The organism is Neptuniibacter sp. QD72_48, assembly GCF_047778065.1.
In the GTDB taxonomy this organism is placed as follows: Bacteria; Pseudomonadota; Gammaproteobacteria; order Pseudomonadales; family Balneatricaceae; genus Neptuniibacter.
The window spans coordinates 1,088,539-1,107,519 of sequence record NZ_CP180547.1 but is presented as its reverse complement, the minus strand read 5'-3'; the positions used below and the strand labels follow the sequence as shown (position 1 = coordinate 1,107,519).

Annotated in this window: 13 protein-coding genes; 9 read left to right on the top strand and 4 right to left on the bottom strand. The window is 43.7% G+C overall.

All coding sequences use genetic code 11. The features are described 5' to 3' along the window. Positions 1-18: 18 nt before the first annotated feature. Positions 19-1,500 (bottom strand): type VI secretion system-associated FHA domain protein TagH, encoded by a 1,482-nt coding sequence (tagH, locus tag ACMXYX_RS04810; protein WP_415906553.1) that lies wholly within the window; start codon positions 1,498-1,500, stop codon positions 19-21. Positions 1,501-1,847: 347 nt separating this feature from the next. Between tagH and ACMXYX_RS04805 the strand changes: the two genes are divergently transcribed. From ACMXYX_RS04805 to ACMXYX_RS04765, 9 genes are all read left to right on the top strand, one after another. Then, positions 1,848-3,968: a type VI secretion system Vgr family protein gene (locus tag ACMXYX_RS04805; protein ID WP_415897762.1), complete on the top strand. Its 2,121-nt coding sequence runs from the start codon at positions 1,848-1,850 to the stop codon at positions 3,966-3,968. Next, a complete protein-coding gene (locus ACMXYX_RS04800) occupies positions 3,965-4,837 on the top strand; it encodes a DUF4123 domain-containing protein (protein ID WP_415906552.1) in 873 nt (290 codons plus the stop codon). Before ACMXYX_RS04805 ends, ACMXYX_RS04800 begins: the two co-directional genes overlap by 4 nt. Next, complete coding sequence (locus tag ACMXYX_RS04795; protein WP_415897760.1) at positions 4,827-8,315, top strand: hypothetical protein; 3,489 nt, start codon at positions 4,827-4,829, stop codon at positions 8,313-8,315. The genes ACMXYX_RS04800 and ACMXYX_RS04795 overlap by 11 nt, the downstream gene beginning before the upstream one ends. A gap of 1 nt (position 8,316) precedes the next feature. Continuing rightward, positions 8,317-9,312, top strand: coding sequence for a hypothetical protein (locus ACMXYX_RS04790; protein WP_415897759.1), 996 nt, complete (start codon positions 8,317-8,319; stop codon positions 9,310-9,312). Between the two features lie 95 nt (positions 9,313-9,407). After that, positions 9,408-10,409 (top strand): hypothetical protein, encoded by a 1,002-nt coding sequence (locus tag ACMXYX_RS04785; protein ID WP_415897758.1) that lies wholly within the window; start codon positions 9,408-9,410, stop codon positions 10,407-10,409. A gap of 91 nt (positions 10,410-10,500) precedes the next feature. Further along, positions 10,501-11,502: a hypothetical protein gene (locus ACMXYX_RS04780; protein ID WP_415897757.1), complete on the top strand. Its 1,002-nt coding sequence runs from the start codon at positions 10,501-10,503 to the stop codon at positions 11,500-11,502. 91 nt (positions 11,503-11,593) lie between these two features. Then, entirely contained in the window at positions 11,594-11,776 is a 183-nt protein-coding gene (locus tag ACMXYX_RS04775) for a hypothetical protein (RefSeq protein ID WP_415897756.1), read from the top strand. 11 nt (positions 11,777-11,787) lie between these two features. Continuing rightward, positions 11,788-12,783 (top strand): hypothetical protein, encoded by a 996-nt coding sequence (locus ACMXYX_RS04770; RefSeq protein ID WP_415897755.1) that lies wholly within the window; start codon positions 11,788-11,790, stop codon positions 12,781-12,783. Between the two features lie 41 nt (positions 12,784-12,824). Beyond that, positions 12,825-13,103 (top strand): hypothetical protein, encoded by a 279-nt coding sequence (locus ACMXYX_RS04765; RefSeq protein ID WP_415897754.1) that lies wholly within the window; start codon positions 12,825-12,827, stop codon positions 13,101-13,103. 146 nt (positions 13,104-13,249) lie between these two features. On the opposite strand, the gene ACMXYX_RS04760 is transcribed toward ACMXYX_RS04765, so the two are convergent. The 3 genes from ACMXYX_RS04760 to ACMXYX_RS04750 are packed head-to-tail and all read right to left on the bottom strand — an operon-like array spanning position 13,250 to position 18,978. Continuing rightward, positions 13,250-13,537, bottom strand: coding sequence for a type VI secretion system PAAR protein (locus ACMXYX_RS04760; protein WP_415891242.1), 288 nt, complete (start codon positions 13,535-13,537; stop codon positions 13,250-13,252). 29 nt (positions 13,538-13,566) lie between these two features. Next, entirely contained in the window at positions 13,567-14,325 is a 759-nt protein-coding gene (locus tag ACMXYX_RS04755; protein WP_415897753.1) for a hypothetical protein, read from the bottom strand. Positions 14,326-14,334: 9 nt separating this feature from the next. Continuing rightward, positions 14,335-18,978, bottom strand: coding sequence for a protein kinase domain-containing protein (locus ACMXYX_RS04750; RefSeq protein ID WP_415897752.1), 4,644 nt, complete (start codon positions 18,976-18,978; stop codon positions 14,335-14,337). Positions 18,979-18,981: the final 3 nt, after the last annotated feature.

The window sequence follows — 18,981 nt, the reverse complement described above, 5'->3', positions numbered from 1 at the left end:
TTCTAAGATTTTGAAAAATTAATCTTGCGAATAACTCGACTCGATCTCTCGAACCTGTTGCTGATAAACCTGAGTAAACTCATCGCCAAACAAAGCGTTAAAATCATCCTCTGCTTCAGAAACAAGTTGCTGGTATGCGTCCTTATACATCTCCCAGTATTTACCTTTCCGGGAAAGGACAAACTTCGAAGTTAATTGCTCTTCGAGTGATTCAGGTCGAAAACGCTCTAGCATAGATACAATCGCGCTCTGCATACCCGACATAACTGCCACTTGATGAGCTTTTGCATCCACAACCCCTTCTTTAACTGCCTCATTTGCAGACATATAACCTTCAGCCTCGGTCAGCAGTTTGATCATCGCTTCACCTGAGTTCTGGCTAAATTTAAGAGGGTTATTCTGTTGAGCACCAATGCGAGTAACATCCATGCCAAACTCTTTTTTTACATCATTACGGCTAAGCAAAATCTCCATAATGCCTTGAGTTAAAACTCGCAGCATCTGACCTGCAGAGAACATAATCTCTTCTTTATTTCGCCCTACAAGATCAGAAGGTTGAACATCTAAACCCTGTAAAAATGCTTTAATCGCTAAACTATCAACATCACTTTTAGGAGCTTGCTGGGCCGGACTTTGTTGAGCTGAAGCCTGCTGAACTATAGCCTCCTGAACTAAAGCCTCCTCAACTACAGCCTCATGAACTGGAGCCTGTTGAACGGTCGAAGGAACCGGCTGCACTTCAGGGATTAGTGCGTCACTGATCTGTGAACTGACATGTGCTGCATTGACCTCAGGCATCACAACAGCCTGATCATAAGCATCCAAATGCTGCTCCATGTAAGGCTGCTCTACTGGGACAGGCGCTACTGGCGCATCATCCATAGTTACAGCTTGCATAGTTACAGCTTGGGCAGCATTCTGCTCAATACTTACGGAGGTAGCTGGATCAGCAAAATGCTGCTCATGCGACTCAACCTCATAGCCATCAACATGTCTAGGAGGCATATTATTTTGCGGCGCTATGGAATCGTAAAAATCTGCAGAGGTCGTGTGGGGAATATTAGGCAGTGGAACTTTATTTACAGGTGCTTCAATTTGATCAGAGGCACCACCATCAGAGAAGAAATCATCGATGGAAAAAGCACCCACTTCTTGGGCAGCTACTGGCTGAGCAGACTCGATAAGATCAACTTGAATCTGACACTCCCCAATATGCAGTAGATCACCACTCACTAAGCGATGACGATGCCCTCGTCCTAAGTGATGCCCTGCATTAACTTGAGTACCAGGAGTGCTTGTATCTTCAACAAAGAATTGATTATCGGCGCGGTAGCAACGGGCGTGGTATCGGGAACAGTAACGCTCAGGATCTTCGACCACAAAGTCATTATCTGGCGCACGACCGATAAGAACCTCGTCTTGATCAAACTCGCGCATTTGAGAAACAGCTGGTGCCAATCCCCTAAACGCAATAAGTCTGAGCTGCAAAATAGCCGACATAAATCATCCCTACATTAAAAACCAACATCCGTATTAAATGAAACAAGGCTACTTACTTAATGTAATTTACTACCATTGGATCAATTTGTGCAGGCAAGATACAGCAATATAAATGAGAATAAAAGCCCCATAAAACCCCTTTTTTTTTGGGTAAATGAGAATTTTTATTCGCAATAACAAAACGAACATTAATTCAAAAATAAATATTATTGCTTTGGCACACAACCTGCTAATAAAAACAATTAACTTATTTAATGCATTAGGTTATGGTGACAAACTTTATTTAGATGCGGGAAGCATCTTTATTTTTACTGGCCCAACCTATAGGAACATAAGAGGGAACTTACATGTTTCTGAAAGCGGATGAAGAACGCTTTTTCTTTAACATTGCAGAGCAAGACGATACCTTTCAACTCGTACGTATGAGTGGTTTTGAGACCCTCTCAACGGCTTTTGAAATATCGTTAGAAGTTGTATCTGAAAACCCAGAAATAGACCTCGTCTCGCTTCTTAACCGCTCAGCAGTGGTAAAGCTTTTGGATCAAAGCTGTGATGAAAATGAGCATACTCGCTACATTCACGGCATCATTTCTACCGCAGAACTAGGTGAAACCGGGGTTAAGCAAACCACCTATTACATCACCCTTGTTCCCAAGTTATGGCCGCTTCGTTATCGAATAAACAGCCGTATATTTCAATTTAAATCTGCACAAGAAATCATTACTCAAACCCTTACAGAATCTGGCCTACAGACTGATGAATTCCGTTTTGAGCTTAGTAATCCCTATACACCGAGAGAATACTGCGTTCAGTACAGAGAAAGCGATAAAGACTTTATTCAACGCCTGTTAGAATTCGAAGGGATTCACTACTACTTCGAACACCACTATGACAAGCATATCCTTGTTTTTACTGATTCATCACTAACTAATCATCCGATTAGCGGCGAAAGAGAGCTGCCCTACTTTCATGATGCTCAAGGTGCAGTCCGCGAACAGCACATCTTCAAATTCCGCTATAGAGAGGCCGTTAAAAGTGGCAAAGTATCCATACGAGATTACGACTTTAAAAAGCCCAATCTCACTCTAACTTCTGATGATAGCCACGAACTAGATACCCCTTTGGAGATCTACGAATACCCTGGTGAGTTTATTGAATCTGATCGCGGTGATGCTTTATCAACGAATTTAAACCAAGCGAATAATAGTTTTAGAAAACATATTATTGCCGAATCAGATATTAATAGATTACTTCCTGGCTATAGTTTTGAATTAACTGATCACGAAGTTGAAACGCATAATATTGAGTATTTAATTACTCACATTGAGCATAATTGTGCGCAACCACAAGTATTAGAAGTTGGCGCAACAACCGAAGGCTCTAAATATACCAACCTTATTCACGGTATACCTTTTACAACGCCTTTTACCCCAGCAAGAAAAACCCCTCGCCCCAAAATAAAAGGTACCCAAACGGCAATTGTTACCGGTCCCGAAGGTGAAGAGATTTACACCGACGAACACGGCCGCGTTAAAGTGCAATTCCATTGGGATCGCGAAGGCCAGATGGATGAACAAAGCTCCTGCTGGATACGGGTCAGCCAAAACCACGCTGGTGGCGCTTTCGGCGGCATTTTTATTCCACGTATTGGTGAAGAGGTCATTGTCGATTTCCTAGATGGTAATCCAGATCGCCCTATCATTACCGGCAGGGTCTATCATGGTTTAAACCGCACTCCTTACCCGCTTCCTGAGTGCAAAACCATGAGCACCATTAAAACCAACTCCACAAAAGGCGGAGAAGGCTTTAATGAGATCCGCATCGAAGACTTAAAAGCTCAAGAACAAGTTTTTATTCACGCCCAAAAAGACTTTGATCAACGCGTTAAAAACGATCACAAAGAATGGGTCGGCCAAGATCATCACTGGATACAGATCAACAACGAATACCGTGAATTCCGCGCGAAAGAAAACGCCTTAACGGACGGTAACTTCCATCGCCAAAGCGACAATGATCAGCATCTTATTGTCGATAAAGAACGTCATATCCAGATCAAACAGAATCAAACCACCGGTGCCGGTCAAAATATCCATATCAAAGCGGGTAACAAAATCGTACTCGAAGCTGGCGTTGATATGGTTTTATCCGCCGGTGGCAGCGGCATTAATGTAAACCCGGGCGGCGTAACGGTTAACGGTGCAAAGGTAAACCTTAACTCAGGCGGCTCAGCTCCTTCGGCGCAAAAAGCCTCACCTATTCCACCAACACCACCGCTTGAAGCAGATATAGACAAAGCAGGTAATGTGACGCCGCAGTTGGCTACAGAATCACCTTGGAGTGCATCTGCACTTATGGCCCACCGCATGGAGAGTGATCGCCAAGCGAACCTCCCAATTACCGAAATGTGCCAGCTACAAAAAGATGGTAGCTGCCCGCTAAGCCACTGCCCGTGCGGTAACAACAAATGAAGCTCAATAATCTAATTACTCGGCTAAAAACAGATATCGATAGTTCTCAGCGCCTGTATCTACTCGCAAGCCCTCATAAAGAGATGCTGCGCGATCTCTATGCAAACACTGATACCTATCGAGCGCCTCTATTTGAAACAACTCCACTAGAGTCTTTGAGTCATGCCAGCCCATGGCTGTGCGAAATCAAAGAACAGAGCGCGATTCTAAAAGTGTTTGAACATAACGCCGAAACAAAAACAGGTTGGCAAGGGATCTTAATCTATGCGCCAACAGAGGTTAGCTTTTCACAATTGATCACACTGCTCCGTAATCGATTGTTTGTAAAATTTGGAAATGAACAAAAAGGCGTACTGCACTACCAGCTTCCCGCCGTGGCTCACTACCTGCTCTCGGAATCATCTAAAGCCGACACCCTTGAATGGATGAACTGCATCAGCGCCATTATCTGGCATTCACCGTTAGCAAACATTCAAGATGAGATCGCTTGGAGAGTCCAAACTAATGAAGCAGCTGATAATCAGCTACAAGTTGTAAATACCAACCAAGATTACGCGCTAACCGAAACACAACAATCAGCTTTAAAGATTGGGCCGATCGATCAACTGATTCTTAATTGGCAAACAAGTGATGAGATTGAGCTAAGCCTCTCTGAATTCAAAAACATACGAGCACTGACCATACAGGCTGAAACCCTCGACATGTTTAATAACACAGAGATGACCCATCTATTTTTCCAAGCGATCAACCAACACCCTGATCACGCGAAAAAACTATTAGCCCAGCTTAAAAAGTTAGACAACCCCCAACGTTTATCGCTGCTAGAAAGGATGCAACAACAGGACATGGAGTTACACAATGCAGAATAACGGCCATAAAAAAGCAGCCTGTGAAAAAGACCGTTTTCATATTGAAGTCACGGGTATCAACCATGGGGATGAACACCAAATACGCTTTTACGATACATTAGATAAAACGGCTAAAAGCGGTATCGAGGCGACTAAACAAACACTAGTGCTTGATGAAACCACCATTTACGATTGGGATTGGACTGGCGAAGTTTCCAATAACGTCTGGTTAGAAGTTAAAACCGAAAAAGGGGAACCCATTAAACTGCCCCTTTTCCGTTCTGCCTATGAAACCAAGCGTAAAGAAAACCAAGAGCAAGACTACCTCCTCCATGCCTGCCTACCCTCACTATTTATGCAAAGTGTGGATGCAGAATATAAGTTGGATCATATCGCCCCACCCCGTGGAGGCTTTATCTATATCGCTTATAAAGCCCCTTATGGCTCAAGGTTCCAAGTATGGCGTGAAATCGAAGTAATCCCCGGTGACGAATATACATTCCGTGATGTGAATCTACAGTCTTTTCGCGAAACACCCGTAAACCACTTGGAATGGGCGGATAGCCTTAAGTCGAATCCCATCAAAATAGGCAAACGTGACACTACCGGTGTACCACTCACAGAGATCTGGATTCCCGGTAAAAGAAATGGCTCCAAACTTGATGGAAGTGTTTTGATCGCATTCTCAGAAGTACAATGGACGGCTGAGCGCATCAACTATTTAGAGCAAAACCAAGACCAACTTAAGCTCCGTATGAAGCGAAGTAAAATTAGCAAAGTCTCGAATCTACAAGAAATGCGCAACCGCTCACCTGATATAGAGATGCTAGTATCAGATGCTGTCGAATTAACAAGGGACGTTAAAGGCACCTTCCTAAAAGAACGCTATGACGTAGTCAAAAAAGAACAAAAACTACTCGCTGATGATACAGAGTATGTATCCACCGCTTTTGGAGACCTACGCTGCAAAGCAGATTACGCACTACGAGCAACCGCCTGCGCTATCGCCAACGACAAAGAACCTCTGTTTCCAGAAGATATCTGGACATCGGAGCCAGAAAAAGACTGCTGGGCTCAAGCAAAACAAAACCACCTACGCACATTTACAGCTGAAGACCCTTTATTTAAAGTGCGAAATCACGTACACCTAATCCAATCAGCCAGCGCTTATTTTCAACAAATAAAACAACTCTGTGAAGACAAAGACCACTTCCTTAGCGCCGAACTTATCTCACGCCTAATTCTGGCAGAGAACCATAATGGCAAGCGGAACGAGCTGCGTAAGTACAGTAAATATATGGACTTAAGCAGCAACGGCACCTTTCATCGCACCTTACGCACAGCAGAACGCAGCCAATACACAAAAGAGATTCCAGCAATGCAGTATGGGCTATCAAAACTGCTGAGCGATAAAACCTTAGTACAAAGTATCCGTGACATGGGTGCCCTAAACGGCGTAAATGCTGCCACATCTCACCTCTTCTGTTGCCCTGCTATCAATGCCCTACTGATCGATGCAGAAATGGATAACCCTCTGATTGCGCCAGAAGAAAGGAAAAAACACGCGGCAACTAACACACTAATAGCAATCATCGAAGAAGACAGCAGTCACCCTCTACACCCAGTACTGTTTCCTAATAAAACAGAAGTCCCCTTAGACGCTGCCTATATCCCACCCGCACCCAAAAATGATGGTTCAGGCCTAGCAACAACAGCAAATTTAACGCGCTGGAACGAAACTAATCTGAACCTAGATGAAGAACTACATACCGTAGAAATAGGTATGGCTGCAGCAATTTTTAAAGCCACCGATACAGAAACTGACGAGGGATTCGGAGTTGTTCGCCGCGCGATCTTATTTACTGATGAAATTATCTCTATATACAGTAATGCCGTTCTTAAAGTGATCAGCTCAGACCAGCTCAAACAAGTTAGCTATAAGACCCAGTTTGAAAAGGTTTTTGTTAGTAACCTAAGACAACTAAAGGCAATCGCTAACGAAACCCTTAAAGAACTGCGTTTTGATGATGTAAGTAATGTTATATCTGGGAAGCATCTAATCATTGGCGTGGAAGGCGATGGTTTAAAGTGGGGATTAACTGGTTTAGAAAAAGATAAATATGAGAGGAAACAAAAAGCGGCCTTTAAAATACACAGCCCTGATACTAATCAGACAGTTAACCTCAATTCAAACCCAAAGACAGTTAAACAAGGGCTCGATACTGACCGAGGCGTTACCGCACTGAAAGGCCTTAAACTGCTTCACATTCCTGTAGATGAGCTTACTGAGCAACAACGACTTGACCTATCACTGGGTTTACGCGCACAAAGAACCATTACGAAATATAGGGTTCCTTATTTTATTGCTGCACTGGAGTTGATTAATCTTTCCAGAGTAATAAAAGCTTTCAACTTTGACGAAAAAGCATTCTCAGGTCTCAATACCCTAAGCGCAACCCTTGATCTTACTGTAGCAAGCCTTCAATTATTAAAATTTATTTCTAATAGCTACACCCCGAAATGGACCCAACAAGTCGTCGCAATGCCTAAGCTAGCAAAGCCCATTGTAGCGCGCCTCAGCCCGACATTAGCAAAAACTATTCCTGGAGCAATCTCAGTATTGAACATAATGTCTTTTGGTGCGGGCGTATTTACGGCAGTAATGACCTATTGGGAGGCTCTAAGGCTTCTTGAAAGGCAAGACAAGGATGCCGCCATCGCCATGGGTGTCGCAGGTACAGGACTATTACTCACCTCATTCTACGGAATTATCACTAAAGCTGCGCTAGGGCCTATAGGCTGGTTAATTATTGCAGGTACTTTGGCAGCTCTTGCTGCCGCAATATTATTAACTGATGAAGAAATAGAGATCTGGTTAAAACATGGTCCTTTCGGATATGGTTCCGATGCAGAAAAATACGTAGATCTAAATAATGATCCAGCCTTTGCGTGGTATCACCTAATTAATATTATGCTCAATACCCAAGTTAAAATTGAGCCCCTGAAACAAGGAAAACTCCCGGCTGAACATTACCAATACCTTAAACAAACCGGCATTGACACCCAAATTACAGTCAATGGGAACATCCAAAGTCTGCTTTCTAATGAAGAACATCAGGCCAACTATCAACTAGATCTACAAGAAGTTGAAATAAAGCGCCAAATGAGCGGTGGTAATATAATGGGAGGGCATCCCATTAAAACAGGCAGGGCCTTCTCAAGCAAAACGCTATACAGTTTTCAGACCGATCATGGCATGATCCATTATTTAAAGTCAGCTACAGGTAAAAGCCACCTAGGAGCAGCCCAAAAGCTCGTTAATAAAACCTATTCTGAGTGGCAACTCAGGTTAAAACTTCAGGTAAACGATTACAGCTTTCCAGCTCCGGAGATGCATAAAGGCAAAGCTTCGCTCAGTAAGATCAGTGACCATCCTGACTTTTCCGACTCCGATCAGCTAGGCTGGCTAAGCGATTACGAAAAAGGGATTGAATATTAATATGGAACAGCACTACGCAGACACCGCCTTAAACTCTACCAAGTTACCAAAGCAAGAAAAATCAGCTCTCGATACAAGCCTACTTAGCAAGTTTAAACTAGCCAATGCCACTAAGCTTAACTTTAACAGGGTAACGAACCAGATACCCGGCTCATTTTCAGGGGACATTGAGTTTAATGAATATAAAGACAGGACCTTGGAAAGCCCTTGGAGCCATAATAGCTATATCAAAGGAAAAGGAAATATTTGGTCAGTTTTGTTCTTTTTTATTGGTTCGTTTACCTATGTTCTTTTAATATCTTTCTTACCCATTACTATCATAGGCCTTTGTTTAATTTATGGTATAGCTATATCTGAGAACGAAAATACAAGCGAATTTAATACTTGGTTTATTGAGTTCTCTCTTTATTGCTTTTCTTTTTTTGTGGTTTGCGCTCTCTATCAGCTTTATTATCGAAAACTCGCCTACATCAACGATACCCCGCCTTTCTTTTTGAAATTCTATCGCGAATTCGAGCTCTGCCGCCAAACTGGCATGGTCCATATTTATAAAAAAGATAAAGAAGTATTCTCTGCACCTTTCTACGAATTCGACTGCTACTTAGCATCAAATCCGGGTAACTACGGTGAACTCTTTTACACCATGCAGTTGGTACATCGATATCAAGGTACAAAGCACACAGTAGATTTAGGTGGAATCATCGGTAATTCTGCCCCGCCAGAAGAGTATTACCAACTTTGGAATATGATGCAGCAGTACATGGATATCAGCCGCCCGATGCCGGATAGCATTATGTCTGAGGCCTATCGCCACCTAGACCCTACGACTGCTGCTTATGACAAAGAAACTGGCCGTGATAGCCACTTTTGGCGCAATATGACTCCAAAAGAATACAAAGCTGAAATAGCCCGTAGAGAAGAAGCGCAAAAGAGCATTCCTTTGGAAGGTGAAGACATCATGCGCTGGAAAAAACCAGACGCACCTTTTGTAGCTTAAACTACAAAAGAACCAAATAGAGCACTAGCCACTATAAGCAAAGCGTCCTAGCCTCTCGCGAGCAAAGCGGTCTATACATACGGAAATACTACATTATGACGGATCAGCACTATTCAGAAACAGCCTATAACTCAAACAATATTCCTGAGACTGGACCTTCCGAGTTAAAACAGACTGTATTTCGAAAATTCAAGCTCGCTAATGCTGATCGCTTAAACTTTAATCAAATCTCAGGACAAGTACCCTACTCACTGTCTGAAGAAATTGAATTAGACGACTATAAAGATAGGAAAATGGCATCTCCGTGGGATCACCAAACATACACTAAAGGCAAAGCTAACTTTGGCTTAGCGCTATTTTATTTTATTGGTGTTTCGACAGAGACCTTCTTAAAATTCTTTCTGCCTGTAACCGTAGTGGGTTTTATATTAATGTATTCAGGGCTTTACTTTGATGGTAATCATAATGATCCTGAGGCCCTTCTAACGTTAAAGATTTTATTGTACTTTTTTTGCCTTTTCTTCGGCTCAAGCGCTCTATTCCAGCTTTACTACCATAAAATCGCTGGCCGAAACGGCAAAGTCCCTTTCTTTATGAAAATACGTAAAGATTATGAGCTAAGCCGCCAAACAGGCATGGTACATATCTATAAAAAAGATAAAGAGGTTTTCGCCGCTCCCTTCCATGAATTTGACTGCTATCTCGCGTCCAACCCAGGCAATTACGGTGAGATCTTTTACACCATGCGTTTAATTCATCGCTACAACGGCTCCAAGCATACTGTTGACCTAGGCGCTTTATTGGGCTTCACAGCTCCTATTGAAGAGTATTATCAGCTTTGGAATATGATGCAGCAGTACATGGATATCAGCCGCCCGATGCCGGATAACATCATGTCGGAGGCCTATCGCCATCTAGATCCTACGACAGCAGCGTATGACCAAGAAACTGGCCGTGATAGCCACTTCTGGCGCAATATGAATGAGGAACAATATCAAGCCGAACTCAAGCGAAGAGCAAAAGAGCAACAATCCATTCCTCTTCAAGCGGAAGATATATTACGCTGGAAAAAACCAGACGAACCTTTCGTAGCTTAAAAATGGAAATGACTTGGACGCTAGCCACCAGAAGCGCAGCGTCCTAGCTACTCGCGAGCGAAGCGGTCTATAAATACGGAAATGCTACATAATGATGGAACAAAAGTACTCAGAAACGGCGTACGATTCTAACAACATACCTTTATCCGAACCTTCTGAGCTAAAACAGACCGTCTTTGGTAAATTTAAACTAGCAAATGCCGACCGCCTTAACTTCAACAGAATTTCAGGGCAAGTGCCTTATTCCTTGTCCGAAGAAATTGAGTTAGACGATTACAAAGATCGGAAAATGGCATCCCCTTGGGACCACCAAAACTATACAAAGGGCAAAGCAAACCTCGGCTTAGCGCTTTTTTATTTCATTGGAGTTTCGACGGAAACTTTTCTAAAGTTTTTCCTCCCTTTGACAATACTCTCTTTAATAATGGGATACACAGTATTGTACTTGGATGGAAATCATAACCACCCTGACGCCCAAATGTCGTTCCAAGCACTCTTTTACTTTTCTTGCATTTTTTACGGCTCAAGTGCTCTATTCCAGCTTTACTACCATAAAATCGCTGGCCGAAACGGCAAAGTCCCTTTCTTTATGAAAATACGTAAAGATTACGAACTCTGCCGCCAAACAGGTCAAGTTCATATCTACAAAAAAGATAAAGAGGTTTTCGCCGCTCCCTTCCATGAATTTGACTGCTATCTCGCTTCCAACCCAGGCAATTACGGTGAGATCTTTTACACCATGCGTTTAATTCATCGCTACAACGGCTCTAAGCATACTGTTGACCTAGGCGCTTTACTTGGCTTCACCGCACCTATTGAAGAGTATTATCAGCTTTGGAATATGATGCAGCAGTACATGGATATCAGCCGACCAATGCCGGACAACATTATGTCTGAGGCCTATCGCCACCTAGACCCTACGACAGCGGCGTATGACAAAGAAACTGGCCGTGATAGCCACTTCTGGCGCAATATGGATGAGGAACAATATCAAGCGGAACTGAAACGCAGAGCAAACGAGCAACAATCCATTCCTCTTCAAGCGGAAGATATATTACGCTGGAAGAAACCGGACGAGCCTTTCGTAGCTTAAAAATAGAAAGGACTTGGGCGCTAGCCACTAGAAGCGCAGCGTCCTAGCCTCTCGCGAGCGAAGTGGTCTATACATACGGATATGCAACATCATGATGGACTATAACTCCTCAGAAATAGCCTCTTACTCTAACAATATTCCTGCACTGATTGGTGAACATACTTTCCCGACCCCGCCGTTAAACAAAGAGAAAGAAGCCGGCAGCCCAAGCACCACCCCAACCTTTACCAAAGGGGAATACTGGTGGGCCGATGAATTTGGCTGGGAACAATGACAGGACTTATGATGAATAAAATTGAAACACCGCAAGGCAAGTATCAAGATAGCGTCTGGGACAGTCAGTATTACAGCAACCAGAAACCCCGTCCCGAACAGGGCGTCCTAACAAAGCTTCTACAGGGCGGCGATCCGCTGCCGTGGAGTCGGGCTAACGAAGCTGTTCCCGTTAGTATGATAGAGGAGCCCACACCAACCGAGATCAAGCAGCGCCTTAAAGAAAATAAAGGCGAAACCCACTGGGATGAGAACCAATACAATGCAGGGTCATTAAATAAATGGGGGTGGATCTATTTTTATTTAACTATGTTTGCTAAAGGTGCAGTAGTAATACTAGGTCCAGTGTTTATTTTAACCATAATTGTCTTACCAATAATTCACGAAACACTTCAATACGCTGACCTTACAAGCACTATATACGTATATACAGTATATATATTCCTCCCTTCAGCCCTAATCTGGGGCTACTTCGAAGCTTCGGGCCGTGGATACTTGCCCATGCCTTGGTTTATGAAAGCAGTTAAACATTTTACCTTCAGCCGTAGCACTGGCAGGGTGACACGGTATAAAAACAATAAAGAGCTTTACAGCCACCCTTTCTCGGAGTTTGACTGTTATCTGGTCAGTACTCCCAACCATCAGGGGATACTCAGCTATCAACTCCATCTGGTACACCGATATCATCGCTACTCCGACAGCATTCCCCTGCATACCTTCACCACCAGCGAACAACCGGATGAGTTAAAGCGAATCTGGAACCTGATACAACGCTATATGGACACCAGCCAGCCGATGTCTGATGTACCGGAACTGGAGCCTGCCCGAGCAAAAGACCCCACCACGGCGGCTTGGGATGCTAACAACAATCGCAAACCAGATTACTGGTTCTCCATGGATGATGTTGAGTTTGAAGAGGCACTACTTGAACTCCAAGCCGAGCAACGCTTTAAGCCTACCCAAGGCCCAGAGATCGATCTGTTTAATGGCGGCACCCAAGCTGGATGAAACCAGCGCAAGAATAAGCGGACTGAATAAAAAGGATTTTTATGCGCGAAATTTACCAATGGATACTAAATTGCTTTGTGCTAACCATGGTCATTCTGATGATTGCTTTATCTCTACCTGATGGAGGAATATTAACAGGTATGTACCTTGTCTATGCAGGCTGGGTTATTGGGCTGTTTTGTCTTGTTATATGTATTGGTGCTAAATCCCGGCGTGTTAAGTTAGTTTCAGGCGCAATCGCAGGAATACATGCGCTATTTTACTTAGCCGTTTTTTTATTCTTCCTATCTTCACCGGTATCACTACCTGGAATACTTTAATATAACTAAGTCAAAATAATTAGAGTCAGAGTAATTTTTAGCATGAATAGCATTAAATTTACTCTGGCCTCGTTCAAGATTGAAAAGACACTGTAAAGGCTTCGGCGCTAGCCACTAGAAGCGCAGCGCTCTAGCCACTAGCTACTTCAACCAATAATCACATCACCCGATCCAGCTGCTATAGAGCCGCCGCAATCAATGCCATCACCCACTCTTGCGGCAGGCTTGCCATTGATAAATACAGTGCCCGAGCCACCGGATATAGATCGGCCATGTGGAGGGCAATTGCCGCAGCCATGAGGAGCTAGTGGATCACCTTGTCTTGCCGCAGGAATTCCGTTGATTACTACATCGCCACTTCCAGCAATGACAGGTGTAGGTGGAAAACATCCATGGCCTGAGCCTATATCGCCTAAACGGGCCGCTTTTGACATGATTCTCTCCTTAGAAAAATTCCAATTCTTTATTTAACGTTTCTTAATACCAATAGATCTTCTTTAAGTAACTGAACCTCTACATCCAGTTCGCTAGCAGTGCCGCCTAGCGGTACAGATAGATAGAGATTCACTGAATCTAAAAGCGCGTGCTGTTCTGGCAGCATGGGGCGATTCTGCGCTTTTATCTGGACTCGGTAGACTCTGAGATCAACGACCTGCCAATCAGGATTATCCAGAAGCAGGTTGGTACTGGTGATTAATGGGTCTTCGACAACAATAGCAGGTCTTTCATCTCGCGTTAGTAACATGGTGCCGGTAATAATTGATGTCACAACTAGGCCTATTAACAACGCTAATAAGATCTTTTTATATGAGACATGCTGTGCTTCAGCAGGTTGATGATTATAGGCCGGTTCAGACTTAGGTTTTGACAATTCCTCAAGCCTTTTCCGTGTATTTAACGTACTGCTCTCTACCAGATTTTCAGATCTCTCGCTGATTGTATAAGCCGGTGTTTGCGGAGGTTCTGGTATGACAGCGGACGAATTCGGATGGCGAAAAGCTGCAGCTTGATTCGCACTTTGCTCATCCGCTGTTTGAGCGGGAGGCAAAGTTGAGTCAACCACTTCGGCCAATTCAGGCTCGTTAACAAAACCTGGCTGCGTGCAATCTTCCACCTGAAAGACCTGTTCATTCACCAGATTACGACGTTGCGCTCGGTAGTCGGCGGTTGAGATTTTTCCAGCCGAATGCTGTCTACTTAATGTTAGAAGTGTTGTTGCCATTCCCTACCCCTATAACGACCGGACAAGTCTAAAACCAGTTTTCGAATCAGCCGAAGCGTTGCGGACTAAATCCACGGAGCAATTCGACATCTTATCGGCGTAATGCCCGCCCGCTGCTTTAGCTACACCTTGATGAATAACCCACTCTTGAACGTTACCTAGATAGTTGATCATGCCCCAGTTGTTAGCTGATCCACTGCGAACAGACACTGGTGCGTGCCCTTTCAAGATGGTGTCACCCTGCATTAAACGACAGTTAAAGTTATTCGGCTGGCGCTTATTCCCGGACAGTGCAGCATGCTTCCACTGCTTGTACTTAGGTAAACGATATTGATGACCGGTTACCTGCGTTAACCATTTTGCATACGCCACTGCTTGGCTCTGACTAACACCCGTAACCGGTGATCGACCACTACCAGAACGCACACTACAACCCGTTTGCTTACAGTACGCGTTGTAATCATCAATGCTTATTTCAAATTTACTTATTGCAAACGGTCCACCAGCACCAGAGGGAATTACAATCATGTAAGGCGCTTTGGTTTGCTGCGAAACCATGTCATAGCAAACCGCTTTAACATTACGACCTAACCCTGCCAGGCTAGGCGAACAGGCTTTACCTGTAGCCGTGACTTTCGGCGGTTGCACGCTTGGCTTTTGCTCGGTTACTTCTGGTTTAGCCTCTTCTGTTTTAACCGGTTCCGGCTTTGGTTCTGGGGGCTCTGGTTCAGGAGGCTTAGTTGCGAGTTTATTAAGTTTGATCTTCTGAATTTCTGCATGGTCAGGGTAAAGCTCTTTGGCTTTCCTGATTAGTTTGTTTGCAGCTTCAGCCCTGCTTCCCTTTAACTGCTCATACCGGTTAAGCACGGCATTGGTCAGGTCGGTATGTAATTTTTTAGCTCTCTCGTCTTCCAGTTCCGGCTCTATTTCGGTCAATTGCTGATGTGCTGATACAAACGAATCATACGAGATACTTCTGATTGCCTGTCCAATACGCCACAATTTAGCATCGCGGTTATAGCCAGCAATTTTTTCATCAATCACGGTAGTATCAACAGAGTACTTCTTAGCCGACTCTAATAACTGCGCCGCCTTAGACAGCCTGGTTTGCCGCGCTAATTGGTCAGCTAAGCGTAAGTATGTTTCAACAAAAGCAGGGTTCGCTTCACTCTGAATATAAGGGTCATTCTCACCCAACATTGTTTGCAGTTGCTTATAACTTTGTTCGGCACGAGGGAGGTCATTCGCTTGAAGCTGGGTTTGTAAGGTTTGTTTCAAGCCCTGAATTTCTGCCTGCAGCTTCTTAATCTGCTTATCTTTTTCCCAAGCTGTTTGGCTCGCCGTTATCTGCTGCTCTAAGCCCTTGAGTGTGCCTAAGCTTGGGTCAAAGGTTTCTGCTTTCGCTAGCAGATCGAGTGCCTCAGAGAAGCGCTTTTCATCCGAATATTGCGAAGCAACTTTTGATAGCTGCAAAGCAATATTGGTATTCAATGAAGCAATCTGATGCTCTGTAGCACCTAATGAACCTATCTCTTTTAAGCTTTGATTGAGCTCAGATTCCCAATTGGCGTTTTGACTAACTTGCGACAACTGCTGAGAAATGTTCTGTTTAAGCTGATTAAAACGTTCTGATTGCGCTTGTTCTGCTAACCCTTGATCAAACGTGTTCAAGGCACTTTCTATTTGAGGGTTATCAGGAAAGGCCGTGTTATATTCAGTAAGTAATTCAGCAGCATCTTTTAAATTGCCTTGCTGTTCAAGTTGCTCAGCTTGGTTTAGATAGCTCGATGCTAAGCGCTGCGGAATATCTTTAAGCAATGGGTTATCTGGTCTTAATTGCTCGACTTTATCCAATGCCTGTTGAACATCATTAAGAAGCGATGAATTTAATGGCTGAGTCAAAAGAACATTCAGCTGCTTCTGATAATCAGCAATTTCTGCGTCCCTGTCCGCTTTAAGCTGCTTCATATCACCTGAACTCGAGGCGTTGCGGTTTTGTTCAATAATCTGCAGTTCTGTATCAAGTAATTGGCTAAAACCGGCGTCAGTATTGATACTACGTGCTTTCTCTATCAATGAGATTGATTGCTCCCATTGACTGTTTTCACGTGCGATACGCGCATCTTTCAAATAGGCTTTAGCTAAACGTGTTGCGACCGTTTGCTTAATTTCAGGCGGAGCCTCAAATTGATCTAACAGCCTTGCGGCTTTGGCCAAATCACCTTGCTCGATCGCCTTAAGAATCGTTTTTTCATTCTCAGCCAAAGAGGTCTGATATGACTGGATACCTTTCTCAATTTTCTGGCTTAAATCATTGGATGCAACATCGCTTAGATAGAGCTGGTATTGAGCAAACTGATCTTTGGCTGAAAACCATTGTGCCTCCGTCATCATCTTAGCTAGATTACTTTCAATTATCGGGGAGGCTTGATTCTTAAACTGGATTAACGTCTTACTTTGTGGCGCTAATCGATTAAGCTCAGATACCGCCTCTTTGAAAGAAGAGAGATCAGAGAGCTGTCTCAGTTCGTCAACAGAGGCTAACTCTTTCTCATAATTTGAAATGAGTTTAGCTTGCTCAAAACGACCTTTTAGCTGCTTCATTTGATTGTCAGCAACGAGAATGGCCTGATTCTCAGGAAAAATCCCTTTAGCCACCCCACTCACTGTTTCAGCACGTTCAAATTGGTTTTGCTCAACTAACCAATCAACCGCTTCTACCATCCTATGAGGAACACGAGGATCTTCAAGCATCGGGTTTTTATAATCGACTCGCTTGATGGAATCAAACAGTTTCGGGAATTGCTCTATCTTTTCAATAAATAGGTTTAGTTCGCTACTCAGATAGTTATTCAGCTCAATATTTAACTCGTTGAGACGGCCTGCTTTACGTTTACTAACCAATTCCCTTTGATCTGATAAACGACGAGAATCCTCATAGATCTGTAATGCTCTTGCTGCAACACGTTCGGCTTCAGCGTATTGATCTTCATTGATTTGGTCATTCATTCGAGTGATGAAGAATTTCGTCAGCGAGCTTTTTACCCGCGTATCGTTGAAGTAACGAATACGTTCTTCTTCAGGCATGCTCTCGACTTCACCCAACCAGTTTAAGATGTCACTTTCTGAGCCATTCTTTAAATCATTGGCTAAATCATCCAGCTCCTTTTCATCCAGAAAATCTCTAACTGGGAAGTAAGCCAAAGCCGATAAAACGGTCGCCGCTAAAGGCCACACATACCATTTGGCCAATAAGCCCGCTTGCTGTGCTTCTGGCAGGAAGCCTTGGAGGAATTGATCTACCGAATGCGTTCTAAGTGCAGGATCAAAGCTTAAACCTTGCTTCAATGCCTTCCACTGTTTGCGCTTTAAACTCTTAATCGGCGCAGGCGCTAGCCCCTTATCTCTTGCCTGATCAGCAGGGACTTTCTTACCTTTTTCAATAAAAGGATGCTTACCGGTTAATAGCTCATAAGTGATACAAGCCAGAGCATAAATATCATCTTTAGGGTCAGCCTGGAACGCACCTTCAAGCATTTCTGGGGATGCATAGTTAGGCGTTAATGCACCTAGTTCACCGGCATCAAATGTATCGGCTTGCCCCTCTTTTGCAGCTCGTGCGATACCAAAATCAAATACCTTGATCGTGTTTTGATCGAGGAAGATATTACTGGGCTTAAAGTCGGAATGAACGATATCCCTTCGGTGCGCATAACTCAGCGCAGCACCCATTTCTGCTACATAGCGAAATACTGTATCAAGAGCTAAACCCTTTGGATTCGCCTTAATGACCTTGTTAAGCGGCTCACCCAACATCAGCTCCATGGTCATATAAACATGGTGCTGATCGCGGTCAAAATCGAATACGTTTACGATATTAGGGTGGGCAAGGTTCTGTGTTTTTCGTGCTTCGCGCTGCAAGGAACGAAGCGATTCTGGATGGTCTCTAAAATTATTATTAAGGACTTTAATCGCGATTAATGTTTCAACGTCCAGAGCATCGATACGGCGTTGGTCCTCAGCTTTAAAGACATCCCCCATACCACCGCAACCAATAAATTCTATTAGTCGGAAGCGGTCTTTAATAATAGAACCAACATTGAGAGTGTGATCTGTTTTATCTGACTCGCCCTCGAAGGGCTTGGACCATTTTGCTGTTGTACTGGTATTACTCGTTCTCGATGTCGGTGAGGTAAAGCCAGAGCGATCTCCAGCTACGTCGATCTTTGTTGCATCATCGCTTCGAACAATTTGTGTAGCATCGTCCCGCTGAGCAATCTGAGTATGGTCTTCATCCTCATTCACCATCACTGCTTGGTCGGTTTTAGCTACAACCGTTTGATCTTCAGAATCGGATGTAGGATTAGCTGATATTTGTGTTTGATCTTCTGCCGCTATTTCAGTGCCATCCTCTGTAACCGCTTCGGGGCTTGGAGCTTTATGACGCGCGACAAAGTAATCAACGGTCTCCGTTAGCTCCTTAGCTACAGCGGCCTCGATATGACCGGCCTTAACTAATTTAGTTAAACCCTCTTTGATACGATCCGCATTTTTAGAATCGCTTATTAGGGTGGTTTGAATAACGGTCTTTAATGACTGTAAATCCGTTTCGCTACGAATATAACGTTGTAGCTCAGCCTTAAATAACTCCATGAC

What these genes read in the sequence shown, in the direction of transcription:
- ACMXYX_RS04750 (WP_415897752.1), bottom strand. Translation starts at nt 18,978, where the DNA reads ATGGAGTTATTTAAGGCTGAGCTACAACGTTATATTCGTAGCGAAACG.
- ACMXYX_RS04770 (WP_415897755.1), top strand. Translation starts at nt 11,788, where the DNA reads ATGAATAAAATTGAAACACCGCAAGGCAAGTATCAAGATAGCGTCTGG.
- ACMXYX_RS04780 (WP_415897757.1), top strand. Translation starts at nt 10,501, where the DNA reads ATGATGGAACAAAAGTACTCAGAAACGGCGTACGATTCTAACAACATA.
- ACMXYX_RS04775 (WP_415897756.1), top strand. Translation starts at nt 11,594, where the DNA reads ATGATGGACTATAACTCCTCAGAAATAGCCTCTTACTCTAACAATATT.
- ACMXYX_RS04790 (WP_415897759.1), top strand. Translation starts at nt 8,317, where the DNA reads ATGGAACAGCACTACGCAGACACCGCCTTAAACTCTACCAAGTTACCA.
- ACMXYX_RS04785 (WP_415897758.1), top strand. Translation starts at nt 9,408, where the DNA reads ATGACGGATCAGCACTATTCAGAAACAGCCTATAACTCAAACAATATT.
- ACMXYX_RS04805 (WP_415897762.1), top strand. Translation starts at nt 1,848, where the DNA reads ATGTTTCTGAAAGCGGATGAAGAACGCTTTTTCTTTAACATTGCAGAG.
- ACMXYX_RS04800 (WP_415906552.1), top strand. Translation starts at nt 3,965, where the DNA reads ATGAAGCTCAATAATCTAATTACTCGGCTAAAAACAGATATCGATAGT.
- ACMXYX_RS04755 (WP_415897753.1), bottom strand. Translation starts at nt 14,325, where the DNA reads ATGGCAACAACACTTCTAACATTAAGTAGACAGCATTCGGCTGGAAAA.
- ACMXYX_RS04765 (WP_415897754.1), top strand. Translation starts at nt 12,825, where the DNA reads ATGCGCGAAATTTACCAATGGATACTAAATTGCTTTGTGCTAACCATG.
- ACMXYX_RS04760 (WP_415891242.1), bottom strand. Translation starts at nt 13,537, where the DNA reads ATGTCAAAAGCGGCCCGTTTAGGCGATATAGGCTCAGGCCATGGATGT.
- ACMXYX_RS04795 (WP_415897760.1), top strand. Translation starts at nt 4,827, where the DNA reads ATGCAGAATAACGGCCATAAAAAAGCAGCCTGTGAAAAAGACCGTTTT.
- tagH (WP_415906553.1), bottom strand. Translation starts at nt 1,500, where the DNA reads ATGTCGGCTATTTTGCAGCTCAGACTTATTGCGTTTAGGGGATTGGCA.